Below are 16381 nucleotides of genomic sequence, written 5' to 3'. Positions count from 1 at the left end.
CGGTGTTTTGCAGGGTCTGAATTTGGCCGAAACCGGGTTCGACGATCGCTAGTGCCGCGATTCGACGATGTTCAACGCCCGCTCGAACAGGTGCACGGTGGCCGCATGCAGTTGATCACCGACTTCCTTTTCGGCCTTGCCCGCGCAGGCGCGGGCCAGCGTGCCCTCGATCACGATGCCGAGCTTGAAGCAGGCCAGCACGGTGTACCAGGTGATATGCGACAGGTCGCGGGTGGTGTTGGCGGCATACCGGTGCAGCAGGTCGTCGGTACTGGCCAGCCCGCTTTGGCCACCCAACGCGTGGCTGAACACGCTCGACCCGTCGGGCTGGCGCCAGGTCGCCAGCAGCCAGCCCAGGTCCAGCAGTGGGTCGCCGATCGTGCACATTTCCCAGTCGACGATGGCGACCACGTCCGGCCCGGTCCACGAGAACATGACGTTGGCCGCGTGGTAGTCGCCGTGCATGATGCCGGGTGTCCACGTCGTCGGCCGATGACGCTCCAGCCACGTTGATACCTGCTCGATTCCCGGGATCTGCGGCCCGGGATAGCCGTCGTACTGCTGATACGACTCCAGCTCGGAAAGCCAGCGCGGCACTTGGCGTTCCAGGAAGCCTTCCGGTTTGCCGAAGTCGGCGAGCCCGACGGCGACATGGTCCACCGCGCCCAGCCTGGCCAGCGCATCGGCCATCGACAGGCCCATCCCGTACCGCACCTGCACGTCGCCCGCGTGCAGCGGCGGGAGCCCTTCACCGGCGTTGAAACCCTCGACGGGCTCCATCAGGTAGAAGACCGCGTCACCGAGCACACCGGGGTCGTCGCAGGTGGCGATCAGGCGCGGATGCGGGACGTCGGAGCCGGCCAGCGCGGCGAGAACCTGGGTTTCCCGCAGGATCACCGTGTTGCTGCGTGGACGCAGGTGTCGCGGACCGCGCCGCAGCACATACGGCCGGCCGGACCTGTTGAATCGCAGCATGACGTTTTGCGTTCCGCCGGTTACCGCGGAGAGGTCCTCCAATGGACCCTCGCCGAGCCCCCGCTCGGACATCCATGCGGCCACCGCTTCCAGGTCCACCTGTAAAAACCTACTCTGGTGCAATGACGTCGCCGGTACTCCAGCGTTGGATCGAGATCGTCGATTCCGGGCGCATCGATGGTCTCGACAGGTTGCTCGCCGAGGACGCGGTCTTCTTCTCGCCCGCGGTCTTCAGGCCGCAGGAAGGGCGGGCGCAGGTCGTCGCCTATCTGACTGCAGCGTTGAAGTTGTTCGGCGACTCCGGTTTTCACTACGTCGAGCAGTGGCACAGTGAACGCTCGGCCATTCTCGAGTTCGAAGCCGACGTGGCAGGCATCTACGTCAACGGAATCGACATGCTCCATTGGAACGACCACGGCCAGATCGTCTCGGTCAAGGTGATGATTCGCCCGGTGAAGGCGCTTCAGGCCATCATCCCGAAAATGGCCGAACTGCTGGGGCAGTCCTAAGACTTGGCGCGCAGGCTGTATCGAACCGTCTGAGCCCGGATCATGCCGTCGGCGAATACGAACGTGTCGACGCCGTCGTCGACCCGGTGGTGCCCCGCATCGGCGGTCCACTCCAAGAACAGCACGTCGCCTTCGAAGATCTGAGTTTTCAAGTTCCAAGCCGCGTCGGGCAGATCGTCGAGCAACCTGACGAACACCTGCCGGATGGCGTCCTTGCCGCGCGCAACGCCGGATGAGGTGAGCACCACGGAGTCGTCGGCGTAGTCGGCGACGATCTCGTCGAGGTCACCGGTGGCCAGCGCCCGACCGTGGTGGGCGAATACTTCCTGGGGCGTGCGAGTCATAGCGAGCGATCGTAGCCCGCACCCGCTGGAAGAATGGCTCGCGAAACCGACTTTCGACATGACCTTTTTATCCGACTTTATCCGACTTTATCCGACGAGGTGTGGGGATGCCGCGAACTGACAATGATTCCTGGGACATCACCGAGAGCGTGGGAGCCACCGCCCTGGGCGTGGCGGCCGCTCGGGCCGCCGAGACCGAAAGCGAAAACCCGCTCATCAGGGATCCGTTCGCGCGGGTATTCGTCGATGCGGCGGGCGAGGGGATCTGGTCGGCGTTCGCTGATCCCCGGCTGCTTGCCCAGGTGGCCGATAGCGAGCCGGGGGTGCGGTCGCGGGTTCGGGCGATGGTTGACTTCATGGCCACCCGTACGGCATTTTTCGACGAGTTTTTTCTCGGCGCGGCCGACGCCGGTGTGCGGCAGGTGGTGATTCTGGCAGCTGGACTGGATGCCCGCGCCTGGCGGCTGCCCTGGCCCGGCGGCACCGTCGTCTACGAGCTGGACCAGCCGAAGGTGCTGGACTTCAAGACGGCCACATTGCGCCGGCACGGCGCGCGCCCGACGGCTGAATTGGTGAACGTCCCGATCGACCTACGGCAAGACTGGCCAACGGCATTGCAGGAGGCCGGATTTGATGCTTCCAAGCCGTGTGCCTGGTCGGCGGAGGGATTGCTGCGCTATCTGCCTGCCACGGCCCAGGACCTCCTGTTCGACCGCATCGATGCGCAGAGTACGGCCGGTAGTTGGCTTGCCTGCAACGTGCCCGCCGCGGGCTTCCTCGACCCCGATTTGGTGCGACGCCAGCGTGAGGATATGCAACGCATTCGAGCCGCGGCGGCCCGGCTGGTCAAGGTCGAGGCGACCGATCTCGACGATCTCTGGTACGCCGAGGAACGCACCGCTGTGGCCGACTGGCTAGTCGAACGTGGCTGGCAGGTGTCGGCGCAAACCATGACGGAGGTGTTGGCCCGCTACGGCCGCAGCGTGCCCAGTGACCTCGAAGATTCCATGCCGCCGACGCTTTTCGTGTCCGCACAGCGACCAGCAGCCTGATCGCAAATTGGCCGGCTCCGCGCGACTCGTGGCGTTAGCTTGCGGCCACCGCCCGCTGGCACATATGAGTTCATCGAATGCCCGATTTGGGCCGGCGGGGCCGGCGCTGTCGGGCCTCCCGCCGGAAACTCGGGCAATGTTGGCGTCAACGGCGTCGGCGGGTTGCTGTTCGGCAGCTCAGGGTAGCGGCTCCGCGGCGTCCGGCCGCACCGGCGTTCCGCCGGGCGCCCGGCCCGAAGATGCGGTAAGCGTAAGTCCCGCAACAGCTTTCGGCTCGGCTGACCGGGTCGCCTACCCCGCGAGCATACCCTCCATGTCGTCCTTGATGGCCGCGATCGCGTCGACGGGGGTGAGGTTTTGGCCCTGGCTGTTCTGACCGAGTTGTGGCCAGCCGGCGCCGTTGGGCCCGCGCAGTTGATCCCAGATCTCGCGAACCTTGGTCAGCAGCTCGGCTTGCTCCTCGTCGGTGAGCGCCATCAGCGGTCCTCCGTTCACTGTGATGCCGCAGGCCGCGGCAAATTGCCGTGGTGTCAGTCCGTCAGCTGAGTTCATGTCGCAGCGGCCGAAAGGCGGGCAGCCCTGCGGCAGATTCGGGCTGTAACCGGAGCCGTCGGTGTACTGGTGGGCGACCTGGCCCGGCAGGTGGGGGTTGGATCCATAGCCGGCGGCGATCACCCGCAGACCCGGCGGGCGCACCCGCCACATATTCCAGAAGTCATAAGCGTTGGCATAGCCGATAATTCGCCTGGGTGAACCGGCGTAATCGGCCAGGTTCCAATACAACTGATTGATCCACGCCGATCCGTCGCCCGGCGGGTTGCCGCCGGACTCGACATCGAGCATCAAGGCGACGCGTCGGTGCAAGCCGCCTGCGGCATCGATCATGGCACGCACGGTATTGGCGTTGGCCAGCCAATTGGGGCGGACGTAGGTGTAGACGATCCCGAATGTCATTCGCCCGCTGTCCAATGCGCCGCGCATCCACGCATAGTTTCGGGCGAAGTTGTGATCGCGATAGGTGCCGTCGGAAACGCGGATGGAAAGCACCCGGTAGGGATATGAGTCGTCAACCGGCACTTGATATTCGGACACGTCGGCGAACAATGTATCAGGCACGGCCCCCCAATCCGCGTTTACCGCAAGGCTTGTCGCCTATGGTACAGATCCGGTTAACGGGTATAGTCCCGGTCATGGCTGACCGACCTGCCACGGTTGACGACGTGCACCGGATCGCCGCGTCGATGCCACACGTCAACCGGGTGGTCGGGCCGCAGGGTAACCCCATCTACCAGGTGGGCGGCAAGTCGTTCGTGTACTTTCGCACCCCGCGGCCGGACGCGACCGACCCGGACACCGGTGAGCGCTACACCGACGTCATCATCCTGTGGGTGGAGTCCGAGGCCGACAAGCTGGCCCTGACCCAGGATCCGGCGTCACCGTTTTTCACCACCCCCCACTTCGACGGACATTTGTCGGTGCTCGTGCGGGCCAGTCGATTGGCGGAAATCAGCACCACCGAACTGGCCGAACTGATCCAGGACGCCTGGCTGTCACGTGCCTCGAAGAGGCGCGCGGCACAGTGGCTCGCCGCCCAAAACCGGTAGTTTGCCGGCCCGCGGAAATTCTGACCCCTAATTCGATTGGGGTTCGCCTCGGCACGATGTTTGAACATGGGTGCAACGGGTATGTCAGGGTGTGCGGGATTTTCTCGAAACACAATGGAGGTCACCATGCGTGGGCGCGGAGTTGTCGGGGCGATTGTGCTCGTGTGGTTACTCATCGGAGTCTTCGCGACGTGGCAGCGAGGTTACTTCAAAGGTGAGCAAACAAGTTGCGCTTCAGCGGGAACCGTTGCGGTGACGGTGATCGCGGGCCCCCTGAATTACCTGGGTGTCAACCCGAAAGTAACAAATTGCCATTTGCCGCAGCCCAGCTCAATGCAGCCGGGCGATCACATCCCCTCAATGTAAAGGAAGTCGCCATGATCGTCGTCGGTGCCATCTTGCTCATTCTCGGATTCGTGTTCGGCATCCATTTGCTGACGGTGCTCGGGATCATCTTGCTGGTGATCGGAGCCGTGCTCTGGGCTCTGGGCTCCATGGGTCGCCCGGTCGCCGGCCGGCGGTACTGGTACTAGCGCCCGGCGCCCAAGGTCGTGTGGCCCGCCAGTGCTCACGGCGGTCACGCGACCTTTCACAGCTTGCGCATAGCAACGGCATAGCGTCGGCCCAGTGCGGCGCGGATACTGGGAATCGTGACGAGCCCGCGAACTCCGGTCGAGCGAGTCGTCATGTCCCGCGCCGACGGACAACCGATCAGTGTCCTGGTCGTTGACGACGAACCCGTTCTCGCCGAAATGGTTTCGATGGCGTTGCGCTATGAGGGCTGGAATATCACCACGGCGCAAGACGGCGCATCGGCGATCGCAGCGGCCCGCGCCGCGCGGCCCGACGTCGTCGTACTCGACGTGATGCTGCCCGACATGAGCGGCCTGGAGGTACTGCACAAGTTACGTAGGGAGAACCCCCGCCTGCCGGTGCTGCTGTTGACGGCCAAGGATGCGGTGGAAGACCGCATCGCCGGGCTGACCGCCGGCGGCGACGACTATGTCACCAAACCGTTCAGCATCGAGGAGGTCGTGCTGCGGCTGCGCGCGCTGCTGCGCCGCACCGGCGTCACCACCGTCGACAGCGGTGCCCAACTTGTGGTGGGAGATCTGGTGCTCGACGAGGACAGTCACGAGGTGGCTCGCGCCGGCGAACCGATCTCCTTGACCTCCACCGAGTTTGAGCTGCTGCGCTTCATGATGCGCAATTCCAAGCGGGTACTGAGCAAGGCCCAGATCCTGGACCGGGTATGGAGCTACGACTTCGGCGGCCGGTCCAACATCGTCGAGTTGTACATTTCCTACCTGCGCAAAAAAATCGACAACGGTCGCGCACCCATGATCCACACGCTGCGCGGCGCGGGCTATGTCCTCAAGCCGGCCCGTTAACGCCCGGCGGCCCTGGTCTTTACGCCTGCGACTCCTGGTCGGACAGGTCGTGGTTCTAGTACTGGTCTGTATCGGAATCGCCGCGGCAACCGAACTGGCCCTGCGCCACCATTTGCTGAAGCAGCTCGATGGCCAGCTCAGCGGGGCCTCGTATCGTTCGTCGCTGCTGTACCCCGAACCGCCACGCCGGCACGAACCTCGTTATGTGCGGACCGGTCCCGGTCCCAAATTTCTGGACGCGCCCGGCCAGCCGGCCGGATTGGTCGCGGCGGTGGTCAGCAACGGCAAGACGATCGACGCCGGCTATCTGACCGGCAGCGGTGCCCGGGCCGCGCTCAGCGACAAGGCCCAGGCGCAGCTGGCCGCGATCGCGGGCAGCCGCATCCCGGTGACCCTGAACCTCGACGGCCTGGGTCGCTACCGGGTGGTCGCGGCCCCGAGCCGTAACCGCACCGACGTCATCGTCACGGGCCTGTCGATGTCGGGCATCGACGCCACGATGTTGCGGATGCTGGTCATGTTCGGCATCGTCACCGCGGTCGCGTTGCTCGCCGCGACCACCGCCGGGGCGATGATCATCCGGAGGGCGCTGGCGCCGCTGCGGCGCGTCGCCCAAACCGCGACCGAAGTCGTCGATTTGCCGTTGGATCGGGGCGAAGTCGCGTTGCCGGTCCGGGTGTCCGACACCGACGCGAACCCCTACACCGAGGTGGGTCAACTCGGGTCGGCCCTGAACCGGATGCTCGACCACATCGCCGCCGCACTGTCGACGCGGCAGGCGAGCGAAACCCGGGTGCGCCAGTTCGTCGCCGACGCCAGTCACGAGCTGCGCACCCCGCTGGCCGCGATTCGCGGCTATACCGAACTCGCGCAACGCATGAGCGACGACCGTGAAGCGGTGGCTCACGCCATGAGCCGGGTGGCTTCGGAGACCGAGCGGATAACCCGTCTCGTCGAGGACCTGTTGCTACTGGCCCGCCTGGACTCCGGACGGCCGCTGGAACGCGAACCGGTGGACCTGTCGCACTTGGCGGTTGACGCGGTCAGCGACGCACACATTGCGGGCCCGGATCACAAGTGGGAACTCGACCTGCCGCCGGAGCCCGTGGTGGTCACCGGTGACGTCGCGCGGTTGCATCAGGTGGTAACCAACCTGCTTGCCAACGCCCGCATCCACACCGGCCCCGGCACGGTGGTGACGACCCGGTTGAGTGTCGAGCCGGCGCATGCCCTGCTGCAGGTGGTCGACAACGGCCCGGGCATTCCGGTGGGACTTCAGTCGGAGGTATTCGAGCGGTTCGCTCGCGGGGATACCTCTCGTTCCCGCAAGGGCGGCAGCACCGGATTGGGTTTGGCGATCGTGTCTGCCGTTGTCAAGGCCCACAACGGGACCATCACCGTCAACAGCTCGCCCGGACATACCGAGTTCGCGGTGCGGTTGCCACTCGACGGGTGGCAACCGCCCGCATCACCACACGGTTGAATGCCGCGCCCTTCCGGGCTGCTAGGGGCAGGTGACGTCGATTTCGAACGGCTTGTTCACCGGCTGCATCGGGTTGGCCATGTCGACGCCGGTCGCCGTGCCGGTGATCTTGTAGGTGTTGCCGCTCTTGCTCGCCTCGGCTTTGCCCTGGCCGGTGCCGGAGGTGTATCCGAGGGTCACGCCGTTGACGTTGCCCAGGCCGACCGACTTCACCTCGGGTGGGTTGGCGTCGGTGAGCACGGCGGCGATGCCGGTGGCTGCCCCACCGATCGCGATGTTGACGTTGCCGGCCGCCGTCGTGCAGACGACCGAGCCGGTCACGTGCTGGTCCTGACCGTCGATGATGACCTTCGTGCCCGAGGCCCCGCCACCGCCACCGGTGCTTGTCGAGGTGGCGGCGCTGCTGGAGCTTCCGCCGCTACTGGTCGATTTGTTGCTCGAACATCCAGAAAGGCCCGCGGCCAGAATAGCCGCTCCGGCAACCGCCACCGTCAGTCCACGCTTCACCTGTGCTCCTTTGCCGTCGTAGCGATCCACTGGCTTTGAGGACCGCCCCGGCAGTATGCAAGTTAACCGGACGAAGGTCTAGGGCCCTAAGCAACTATTTCTATCCTCTATATTTCCTGTTAGTCACTTGAGAGGATCTTCCGGGGACCGCTGCGTTAATGGCAATGTATTGCCGGTGAACGTCAAACCCCCTTCTGCGGCCATCGAGTCCGCCCATCGCGAATATGTTCCCCCGAGCGATGACCCAACCGACTTTGACAATGCCGATCGCGGATTCATTGCGGCATTGTCCCCGTGCGTCATCAAGTCGGCCGACGGCCGCGTGGTTTGGGACAACGACGCGTATTCATTCCTCAGCGGACCCGCGCCTACATCGGTGCATCCCAGCCTGTGGCGGCAATCGAGACTGGCCGCCAAACAAGGCTTGTTCGAAGTGGTGCCCGGTATCTACCAGGTCCGTGGCTTCGACATTTCCAATATCAGCTTCGTCGAGGGCGATACCGGCACCATCGTCATCGATCCGTTGGTCTCCACCGAGGTCGCCGCCGCGGCGCTGGATTTGTATCGCACCCACCGCGGCGGTGACCGCCCCGTCGTCGCGGTGATCTACACCCACAGCCACGTCGATCATTTCGGGGGCGTGCTGGGCGTCACGACACAGGCCGACGTCGACGCCGGCAAGGTCTCGGTGCTGGCCCCGGAAGGTTTCACCGCGCACGCAGTCCAGGAGAACATCTACGCCGGCGGCGCCATGATGCGACGCGCCGGCTACATGTATGGCTCCTACTTGCCGCGCGGCCCCCGGGGGCAGGTCGGCTGCGGTCTGGGGCAGACACTTTCGACCGGTGAGGTGTCGCTCATCGTGCCGACCGTCGACATCAGGCAGACCGGCGAGATACACACCATCGACGGGGTGGAGATCGAGTTCCAGATGGCGCCGGGCAGCGAAGCCCCCGCCGAAATGCACTTCTATTTCCCGCGCTTCCGCGCGCTGTGCATGGCCGAGAACGCCACCCACAACCTGCACAACCTGCTGACGTTGCGGGGGGCGCTGGTGCGCGACCCGCGCGCCTGGTCGGGCTATCTCACCGAGGCGATCGAGACGTTTGCCGATCGCGCCGACGTCGTGTTCGCCTCGCACCACTGGCCAACTTGGGGGCACGACAACATCGTCGAGTACTTGTCGCAGCAACGCGACATGTATTCCTATCTGCACGACCAGACGCTGCGGCTGCTGAACCAGGGGTACACGGGTGTCGAGATCGCCGAAATGTTCCAGATGCCGCCGGCGCTGGACCGGGCGTGGCATACCCACGGCTACTACGGGTCGGTCAGCCACAATGTGAAGGCGATCTACCAGCGCTACATGGGCTGGTTCGACGGCAACCCGGGCAGGTTGTGGCCCTACCCGCCGGAAGCCATCGCTCCCCGTTACGTCGAGGCGATGGGAGGCATCGACCGGGTCGTCGAGCTGGCCGACAAAGCCATTGCTGATGGCGACTTCCGTTGGGCGGCAACCCTTCTCGATCATGCCGTGTTCACCGACAGCAACCACGCCGCGGCCCGGCAACGCTACGCCGACACATTGGAACAGCTCGCCTACGGTGCGGAGAATGCGACCTGGCGTAACTTCTTTTTGTCGGGGGCGACGGAGCTGCGGGATGGCAACCTCGGCACGTCGGGGCAGGCGCCGTCGTCGACGTTCTTCGACCAGCTGACCCTGGACCAGATCTTCGATGTGGTGGCCATCAGCATCAACGGCCCGCGTGCCTGGGACCTGGATCTTGCGATCGACTTCAGCTTCGCCGAGCCGGCCGAAAATTATCGGTTGACCCTGCGCAACGGTGTGCTGATCCATCGCAAGGTCGCCGCCGACCCGGCGACGGCGAACGCGACCGTGACGGTAGGCAACAAGGTTCGGCTAGTTACGGCGGCGCTGGGCGACATCAGCTCACCGGGTTTCGAGGTGTCCGGCGACGAGTCGGTGCTGCAGACCTTCCTGAGCGTCCTCGATCAGCCCAACCCGGCTTTCAACATCGTGACGCCGTAGCCCGCACCCGGCCGGCCCTGATCGCTGGAGGCGCTGGTCCCACCGCATAGCGACGACCATGCGTCCGCGGGAGGGTTCACCGAGATTGTCGACTGTGAGCTGGTGGCGTCGACTGTGAGCTGGTGGCGTCGACTGTGAGCTGGTGGCGTCGACTGTGAGCTGGTGGCGTCGACTGTGCCGTCAGGGCGGCCCCCGCGCAAATGTTCCGCCCTACATACACACTCAAAGCCGTCACCGCACACTCGACACCCTCATTGCACACTGGATACGTCGGCATGACGGCCGACTCGGTAAGCACGTGAGACATCCCCCGGACTCCTGCCATCGCACGAGGTTTAAGCGAGATGCGGCCGAAACGAACGCCAACCGGGATGGTCCAAGGCCGCGCTCGCGGACATCGTTGACCAGCAGCCTTCGTGAATTGTCAGTGAGGCGCGCGGACGGCCGTCGAAACCTACTGTGGCACTGCCGAACCCGGCAACGTCAGGCGACGTCGATGACCACTTTGCCCAGGACTTTGCGCTCGGCCACATAGCGCAGGGCCGCGGCGGTGTCGGCCAACGGAAAACGTGCGCCGATGTAGGGCCGGACCGTGCCGGCGGCGAACAGCTGCGCCAACTCGTCGAGGTCCCGGGCGGCCTCGGCGGGGTGGTCACTGGCAAAGGTGCGTATCTCCATGCCGCGCACGGTGATGCCCTTGAGCAGCACGAGGTTGAGCGGGATCGCCGGGATGGTGCCGGCGGCGTAGCCGAGGGTGATGAATGTTCCGCCGCGGGCCAGGCCACGCAATGCCGGCTCCGAGTAGCGGCCTCCCACGGGGTCGATCACCAGGCGCGCACTGTCGTCGGTGAGTGCTCGGATGCGGGTTTTCAGGTCCTCGTGGTCGTAGTCGACGGTCGCCTGCGCGCCCCGCTGCGCGCACAACTCCAGCTTGTCCGGGCTGGAGGCGGCGGCCAGCACACGGGCGCCCATGGCGACCGCCAGATCGACGGCGGCAAGACCCACGCCCCCGGCGGCGCCCAGCACCACCACCCAATCCCCTTCCGACACCTGCCCAACCGAGCGCAACGCGTGATACGCGGTGCGGTAGGTGACCCCGAACGCGGCGGCCGAAGCCAGGTCGGCGTCGTCGGGAACGAGCGTCGCCGAGGCCGCGTCCAGGAGCGCCCGCTCGGCGAACGCGCCGACGGCCGTGGTCCCGAAAACCCGCTGCCCGGGAGCAAACGGCGCTCCCGCACCGGCGGTCAGCACCTCGCCGGCGAGCTCGCTGCCCGGTGTGAACGGCACCGGGATCCGGATCTGGTACTTGCCCGCGATCAACAGCACATCGGGAAAGTTGACCGCGGCGGCGTGCACCCGCACCAGGAGCTGGCCGGGCCCCGGGACGGGGTCGGGAACGTCGCAGACAACCAGGTCCTCGGGCGGACCGTACGCACGGCAGACGACCGCACGCATCAACGGGCGGCGGTCACGACGAAGAGGGAAGGGCGGGAACGTGATCCACGAGGTCGCCATATTTGGCTCGGGCGGCCTCGCGGCGGACGTCCAGCATTTCGCTGGGCCGCTCGGCGTCTTCGGCGTCGTAGTTCTTCAGCAGCAGCCGGGCCAGGTTGACCTTGTGTGCTTCGGTGGGCCCGTCGGCCAGGCCGAGGGCCACCCCGCCGAGCAGGACGTTGACCAGCGGCAGCTGATCGGTGGTGCCCAACGCGCCGTGCACCTGGATGGCGCGTAGCCCAATCGATTTGAGCACTTGCGACGCGAGGATCTTGCAGGCACCGATCTCGGCTCGCGCCGCATGCTCGCCGGCGGTGTCGATCAGCCAGGCCGCATGCAGCACGGCCAGCCGGAACGGCATCAGCTCGGTGTAGGAGTCGGCGATGAACGCTTGCACCAGCTGCTTGTCGGCCAACGAACTACCCTGTGTGAAGCGGCTTTTCGCCCGGCGTGCCATCATCTCGATGGCGCGTTGCGCCATCCCGATCGAGCGCATCGCGTGATGCAACCGGCCACCGGCCAGTCGGGTCTGCAGGATCATGAAGCCCTGTCCGGGTTCGCCAAGCAGCGCGTCCGGTCCCACCCGCACGGCGTCGTATCGCACCAGCGAATGTCCGGGCTCGTGCGGTAACGCGCCCACCAGGTGATGGTTGGCCTCGATGGTCAGCCCCGCGGTTCCGGCCGGGACCAGGAATGTCGAGGCGCCGCGATGCACGGCCACGTCGGGATCGGTGATGGCGACCACGATGAAGAATGATGCGACGGATGCGTTGGACGAGAAGTACTTTCGCCCGGTGATCACCCAACCGTCACCGTCACGGACGGCACGGGTGGTGAACACCCGCGGGTCGGCGCCGCCTTGAGGTTCGGTCATGGAGAAGCAGGAAAAGATCTCACCGGAAAGCAGGCCCTGCAGATAGCGGTCCTTCTGCTCCTGGGTGCCGAAGCGCGCGATGATTTCGGCGTTGCCGGTGTCGGGTGCCTGGGTGCCGAACACTATCGGCGCCCACGGGCTGCGGCCAAGGATCTCGTTGATCAGCGTCAGCTTCACCGCACCGAAGCCCTGCCCACCCAGTTCTGGACTCAAATGCGGCGCCCACAATCCCTGGTCGCGAACCTGCTGCTTGAGCGGATCGACGATACGCCGGCGTTGGTCGTCGAGTGGCAGGAACTCGCAGCCCGGGAACAGCACTTCGAGGGGTTCCACCTCGTCGCGCACGAATCCGCGAATCCAGTCGAGCTTCTTCTCGAATTCCGGTTCGGTGGAGAAGTCCCAAGGCACGCGAATGCTCCTATCTCTCAGGGGATTCCACCGTCGGCCCGGACAACTGAGCCGGTGGTGAAACTGGACGCGTCGGACGCGAGAAACAGAGCGGCGCCGACGATCTCGGGTGGATTTCCGGCCCTGCGCAACGAAAGGTGTCCGAACGGATTCTGGCTTGCCTGCTCCAGATTCCAGGCCTTGCTGATATCGGTCAGAAACGGTCCGGCCATCAGCGTGTTGACCCGCACCGTAGGCCCGAACGCCCGGGCGAAACCTTCCGTCATCGCATTGAGTCCCGCCTTGGCCGCAGCGTAGGGGATGATGTCCGCGCCCGGCCGCAGCGAACCGGTGGAGCTGACGTTGATTATCGACCCGCGTCCGGCCGCCACCATCCGTTCGCCTACCAGTGCCGACAACCGGAACGGCCCTTTGAGGTTGAGGTTGACGACGGCGTCGAACAGCTTCTCGGTGACGTCGGTGAGCTTGTCGTACAGCGGCGACATGCCGGCATTGTTGATCAGCGTGTCGACCCTGCCGAACCGTTCGTAGGCGGCCGCGACCAGCCCGTCGAGCTGATCCCAGCGTCCTACGTGCACTTGGTGAGCCATCGCGGTGCGACCGGTCTCGGCTTCGATCTCGGCGGCGGTGGCCACGCAGTTGTCCAGGTTGCGGCTGGCGATCACCACGTCGGCACCGCAGCGGGCGACGGCGAAGGCCATTTCGCGGCCCAATCCGCGGCTGCCGCCGGTGATCAGCACCACCTGGCCGGTGAGGTCGAAAAGCTGATCCGCATAACCCATTTCAGCGGGCCTTGGCGAGTTCGGCCGCGGTGGCGATGAGCTGGGGGACCATCGTCGCGAAGGTTTCGGTGACCTTGGGATCCACCTGGTGCGGTCCGGGCCGAACCGCGGCCGCATACGTCTTCTCCAGCACGATCCCGAGTTTCCAGTTGGCCAGCACCAGGTAGTAGTCGATGTGCTCGGTGGACAGCCCGCTGACCGCCTCGTAGTGCGCCAGCAGCTCACTGCGCCTGGGCATGCCGCGCATGTCGAGATAGAACCCGTCGGCGCGCGGCTCCTCGCCGTCGTAGCCCAGCAGCGCCCAGGCCAGGTCCAGCAGCGGATCGCCCACCGTCGTCATCTCCCAGTCCACGATCGCGGCCAGCCGGGCCGGCGCGCCGTGCGCGAACATGACGTTGGCGAATTGATAGTCGCCGTGCATGATGCCCGGCGTGTAGTGCGCGGGGCGGTTGCGGCGCAGCCAGTCGGCGGCCTCCTGCAGGCCGGGTAATTCGCGCACCTGATAGGCGGCCAGGAAACCCAGCCAGCGATCGACCTGCCGTTCATGGAAACCCTCCGGACGGCCGAACCCGTCGAGACCCTGCGCGCGCCAATCCACCCGGCCCAGCTTGGCGGCACCCTCGACGAGCTGGAACGCCAGCCCGCGCCGGGCATCGAGGTCGGTGTCGAACGGCGCCTGCCACCCGCCGTCCATCGGGCTCCACCCGTCGATGGCCCGCATCACGTAGAACGGCATGCCCAGCACCGAAGCGGTCTCGTCGGCGCCGATCAACTCGGCATGCGGCACATCGGTGCCCGACAGCGCCCGCACCAGCCGGATTTCCCGCAGCAACCCGTCGACCCGGGCCGCGTCCGCCCGGGGTCCGGGCATCCGCAGCACCATGCGTTGATCGCCGCGCCGAATCAGGTACAGCGTGTTCTGGGATCCGCCGCTCAGCTGCTCGAGTTCCGGTTCCGCACCACCGCCCGGGGCGCCGTTCGTATCGAGCCAACGACCGATCACGCCGGCGTCCAGCTGCGTTCCGCTGGCAGTCGTCATTGGCTGCACACCCGCTCTCGGCTCGGAGAATTACATTCTCAAGCGGCATGGTAGCGCCGGACAAGCCGCATGTAAGGCTTGGCCCATGCAACTGCTTCTGGTCCGTCATGCTTTGCCGCTGCGCAGCGAACACGGCGAAGGTTCGGATCCGGACCTGTCGGAGACCGGCATAGCCCAGGTGGCGCGGCTACCCGAGGCGCTGGCCAGGTTCCCCATCTCGCGGGTGGTGAGCAGCCCACAGCGCCGCGCCATCCAGACCGCGGAACCGGTCGCGGCGGCGCTCGACCTGTCGGTCGACATCGACGACCGATTCGCCGAATATGACCGCGACCTTCCCGTGTACATCCCTGTCGAGCAGATCCGTGAAGAAAACCCGCAGGAATGGGCGCGCATGGCTCAGGGGCAGCTGCCCAGCGCCGTCGACGAGGATGCCTTCCGCGCGCGGGTCCGCGCGGCTGTCGACCACGTGGTCGTCAGCGCCGATCCGGACGAGACCGTCGCGGCGTTCAGCCACGGCGGGGTGATCAACGTGGTGCTGCACGAGATCCTGGGAACGGCACGCCTATTGTCATTCCCCATCGACTACGCCTCGGTGACTCGGCTGTTGTTCTCCAGGTCCGGTCAGGCGACGGTGGTGACTGTCAATGCGACCGAACATGTGTGGGACCTATTGCCCCGGAACCGGCGCCTGCTCGGCGGCGATGCGGGCCGTCGCACGGGCTGAAAGGGAGCCGGGCCGCCGACGGTGGTAAACAAGTTCGGTGACCTCGGTTCACGGACTCGACGGCCTCGACCTGGCCGCACTGGACGGATATCTGCGTTCGCTCGGCGTCGAGCGCGACGGTGAGTTATGCGGTGAGTTGATCTCCGGCGGTCGTTCCAACCTCACCTTCCGGGTCTACGACGACGCGACGAGTTGGCTGGTGCGGCGCCCACCGCTGCACGGGCTGACGCCGTCGGCCCACGACATGGTCCGCGAGTACCGGGTAGTCGCCGCACTGCAGGACACGCCGGTGCCGGTGGCGCGCACCATCGCCCTGTGCGAGGACGACTCGGTGATGGGCGCCCCTTTCCAGATCGTCGAATTCGTTGCCGGACAGGTGGTGCGCCGGCGCGCTCAACTCGAAGCGTTCGGCAGTCGGGTCATCGACCGCTGTGTCGACGCGCTGATCCGGGTGCTCGTCGACTTGCACGGCATCGACCCGAACGCGGTCGGGCTCGCCGATTTCGGTAGACCTGACGGCTACCTGGAACGGCAGGTGCGCCGCTGGGGTTCGCAGTGGGACCTGGTGCGGCTGCCCGACGACCGCCGTGACAATGACGTCGCCAGACTGCATTCGGCTCTGCGGCAAGCGATTCCGAAGCAAAGCCGAACCTCGATCGTGCACGGTGACTACCGGATCGACAACACGATTCTGGATGCCGACGACCCGGCGACGGTGCGCGCGGTGGTGGACTGGGAGCTGTCGACACTGGGGGACCCGCTGTCCGACGCGGCCCTGATGTGCGTCTACCGCGATCCCGCGCTGGATCTGATCGTCAACGCGCAGGCTGCCTGGACGTCGCCGCTGCTGCCGACGGCTGACGAGTTGGCCGACCGGTATTCGCTGGTCTCCGGGATGTCGCTGGGGCATTGGGAGTTCTACATGGCGCTGGGCTACTTCAAGCTGGCCATCATCGCGGCCGGCATCGATTTCCGCAGGCGCATGTCCGAGCTCGCCGATGGCCAAGCCGATTCCGGCGACGACGCGCCCGACGTGGTATCGCCGCTGATCTCCCGCGGCCTGGCCGAGATCACCAAGCCGATGTCCTGACCGCTCGGGTTGAGTGTGCGGCGGTGACTTCGGCTGTGACCCGACGGCGGGAAGG

Annotated in this window: 18 protein-coding genes; 10 read left to right on the top strand and 8 right to left on the bottom strand. The window is 65.9% G+C overall.

Annotation, left to right across the window (positions count from 1 at the left end; genetic code table 11):
* Window positions 1–48 precede the first annotated feature (48 nt).
* Window positions 49–1047, bottom strand: a complete 999-nt coding sequence (locus MKAN_RS13300; RefSeq protein ID WP_042313646.1) for a phosphotransferase family protein — start codon at window positions 1045–1047, stop codon at window positions 49–51.
* Window positions 1048–1097: 50 nt separating this feature from the next.
* Between MKAN_RS13300 and MKAN_RS13295 the strand changes: the two genes are divergently transcribed.
* Complete coding sequence (locus tag MKAN_RS13295) at window positions 1098–1484, top strand: nuclear transport factor 2 family protein (protein ID WP_023368819.1); 387 nt, start codon at window positions 1098–1100, stop codon at window positions 1482–1484.
* Here the strand turns inward: MKAN_RS13295 and MKAN_RS13290 are convergent.
* Entirely contained in the window at window positions 1481–1828 is a 348-nt protein-coding gene (locus MKAN_RS13290; RefSeq protein WP_023368818.1) for a nuclear transport factor 2 family protein, read from the bottom strand. The genes MKAN_RS13295 and MKAN_RS13290 overlap by 4 nt on opposite strands.
* Before the next feature lie 107 nt (window positions 1829–1935).
* Between MKAN_RS13290 and MKAN_RS13285 the strand changes: the two genes are divergently transcribed.
* The gene (locus MKAN_RS13285; protein ID WP_023368817.1) at window positions 1936–2880 is read left to right on the top strand and encodes a class I SAM-dependent methyltransferase; all 945 of its coding nucleotides are present in this window, start codon (window positions 1936–1938) and stop codon (window positions 2878–2880) included.
* A gap of 291 nt (window positions 2881–3171) precedes the next feature.
* On the opposite strand, the gene MKAN_RS13280 is transcribed toward MKAN_RS13285, so the two are convergent.
* Window positions 3172–3996, bottom strand: coding sequence for a glycoside hydrolase family 25 domain-containing protein (locus MKAN_RS13280; RefSeq protein WP_023368816.1), 825 nt, complete (start codon window positions 3994–3996; stop codon window positions 3172–3174).
* A 74-nt stretch (window positions 3997–4070) separates the two neighbouring features.
* Here MKAN_RS13280 and MKAN_RS13275 point away from each other — a divergent pair, with 74 nt between their 5' ends.
* From MKAN_RS13275 to MKAN_RS13265, 5 genes are all read left to right on the top strand, one after another.
* Complete coding sequence (locus tag MKAN_RS13275) at window positions 4071–4484, top strand: MmcQ/YjbR family DNA-binding protein (RefSeq protein WP_023368815.1); 414 nt, start codon at window positions 4071–4073, stop codon at window positions 4482–4484.
* A gap of 114 nt (window positions 4485–4598) precedes the next feature.
* Window positions 4599–4850 (top strand): hypothetical protein, encoded by a 252-nt coding sequence (locus MKAN_RS29670; RefSeq protein WP_063473083.1) that lies wholly within the window; start codon window positions 4599–4601, stop codon window positions 4848–4850.
* Between the two features lie 11 nt (window positions 4851–4861).
* Window positions 4862–5017, top strand: coding sequence for a DUF6131 family protein (locus MKAN_RS31140; RefSeq protein ID WP_023368814.1), 156 nt, complete (start codon window positions 4862–4864; stop codon window positions 5015–5017).
* 153 nt (window positions 5018–5170) lie between these two features.
* The gene (gene tcrX, locus MKAN_RS13270; protein ID WP_023368813.1) at window positions 5171–5875 is read left to right on the top strand and encodes a two-component system response regulator TcrX; all 705 of its coding nucleotides are present in this window, start codon (window positions 5171–5173) and stop codon (window positions 5873–5875) included.
* The gene (locus tag MKAN_RS13265; RefSeq protein ID WP_036445768.1) at window positions 5853–7358 is read left to right on the top strand and encodes a sensor histidine kinase; all 1506 of its coding nucleotides are present in this window, start codon (window positions 5853–5855) and stop codon (window positions 7356–7358) included. Before tcrX ends, MKAN_RS13265 begins: the two co-directional genes overlap by 23 nt.
* A gap of 21 nt (window positions 7359–7379) precedes the next feature.
* On the opposite strand, the gene MKAN_RS13260 is transcribed toward MKAN_RS13265, so the two are convergent.
* Complete coding sequence (locus tag MKAN_RS13260) at window positions 7380–7865, bottom strand: lipoprotein LpqH (RefSeq protein WP_036445780.1); 486 nt, start codon at window positions 7863–7865, stop codon at window positions 7380–7382.
* A gap of 169 nt (window positions 7866–8034) precedes the next feature.
* On the opposite strand from MKAN_RS13260, the gene MKAN_RS13255 reads away from it, so the two are divergent.
* Window positions 8035–9915, top strand: coding sequence for an alkyl/aryl-sulfatase (locus MKAN_RS13255; protein ID WP_036445766.1), 1881 nt, complete (start codon window positions 8035–8037; stop codon window positions 9913–9915).
* 483 nt (window positions 9916–10398) lie between these two features.
* On the opposite strand, the gene MKAN_RS13250 is transcribed toward MKAN_RS13255, so the two are convergent.
* Genes MKAN_RS13250 through MKAN_RS13235 form a run of 4 tightly spaced genes read right to left on the bottom strand, consistent with a single transcriptional unit; the run spans window position 10399 to window position 14512 of the window.
* The gene (locus MKAN_RS13250; RefSeq protein ID WP_023368809.1) at window positions 10399–11370 is read right to left on the bottom strand and encodes an NADPH:quinone oxidoreductase family protein; all 972 of its coding nucleotides are present in this window, start codon (window positions 11368–11370) and stop codon (window positions 10399–10401) included.
* Window positions 11371–11383: 13 nt separating this feature from the next.
* The gene (locus tag MKAN_RS13245) at window positions 11384–12691 is read right to left on the bottom strand and encodes an acyl-CoA dehydrogenase family protein (protein ID WP_023368808.1); all 1308 of its coding nucleotides are present in this window, start codon (window positions 12689–12691) and stop codon (window positions 11384–11386) included.
* 17 nt (window positions 12692–12708) lie between these two features.
* On the bottom strand, window positions 12709–13473 hold the full coding sequence (locus MKAN_RS13240; protein WP_023368807.1) for an SDR family NAD(P)-dependent oxidoreductase: 765 nt from the start codon (window positions 13471–13473) through the stop codon (window positions 12709–12711).
* Between the two features lies 1 nt (window position 13474).
* The gene (locus tag MKAN_RS13235; RefSeq protein ID WP_023368806.1) at window positions 13475–14512 is read right to left on the bottom strand and encodes a phosphotransferase family protein; all 1038 of its coding nucleotides are present in this window, start codon (window positions 14510–14512) and stop codon (window positions 13475–13477) included.
* An 85-nt stretch (window positions 14513–14597) separates the two neighbouring features.
* On the opposite strand from MKAN_RS13235, the gene MKAN_RS13230 reads away from it, so the two are divergent.
* On the top strand, window positions 14598–15236 hold the full coding sequence (locus tag MKAN_RS13230; protein ID WP_023368805.1) for a histidine phosphatase family protein: 639 nt from the start codon (window positions 14598–14600) through the stop codon (window positions 15234–15236).
* A gap of 37 nt (window positions 15237–15273) precedes the next feature.
* Entirely contained in the window at window positions 15274–16326 is a 1053-nt protein-coding gene (locus MKAN_RS13225; protein ID WP_023368804.1) for a phosphotransferase family protein, read from the top strand.
* The last annotated feature ends 55 nt before the right edge of the window (window positions 16327–16381 follow it).

Source organism: Mycobacterium kansasii ATCC 12478 (genome assembly GCF_000157895.3).
Taxonomy (GTDB): domain Bacteria; phylum Actinomycetota; class Actinomycetes; order Mycobacteriales; family Mycobacteriaceae; genus Mycobacterium; species Mycobacterium kansasii.
The sequence above is the reverse complement of the archived record's forward strand: the minus strand, read 5'-3'. Positions and strand labels throughout refer to the sequence as shown.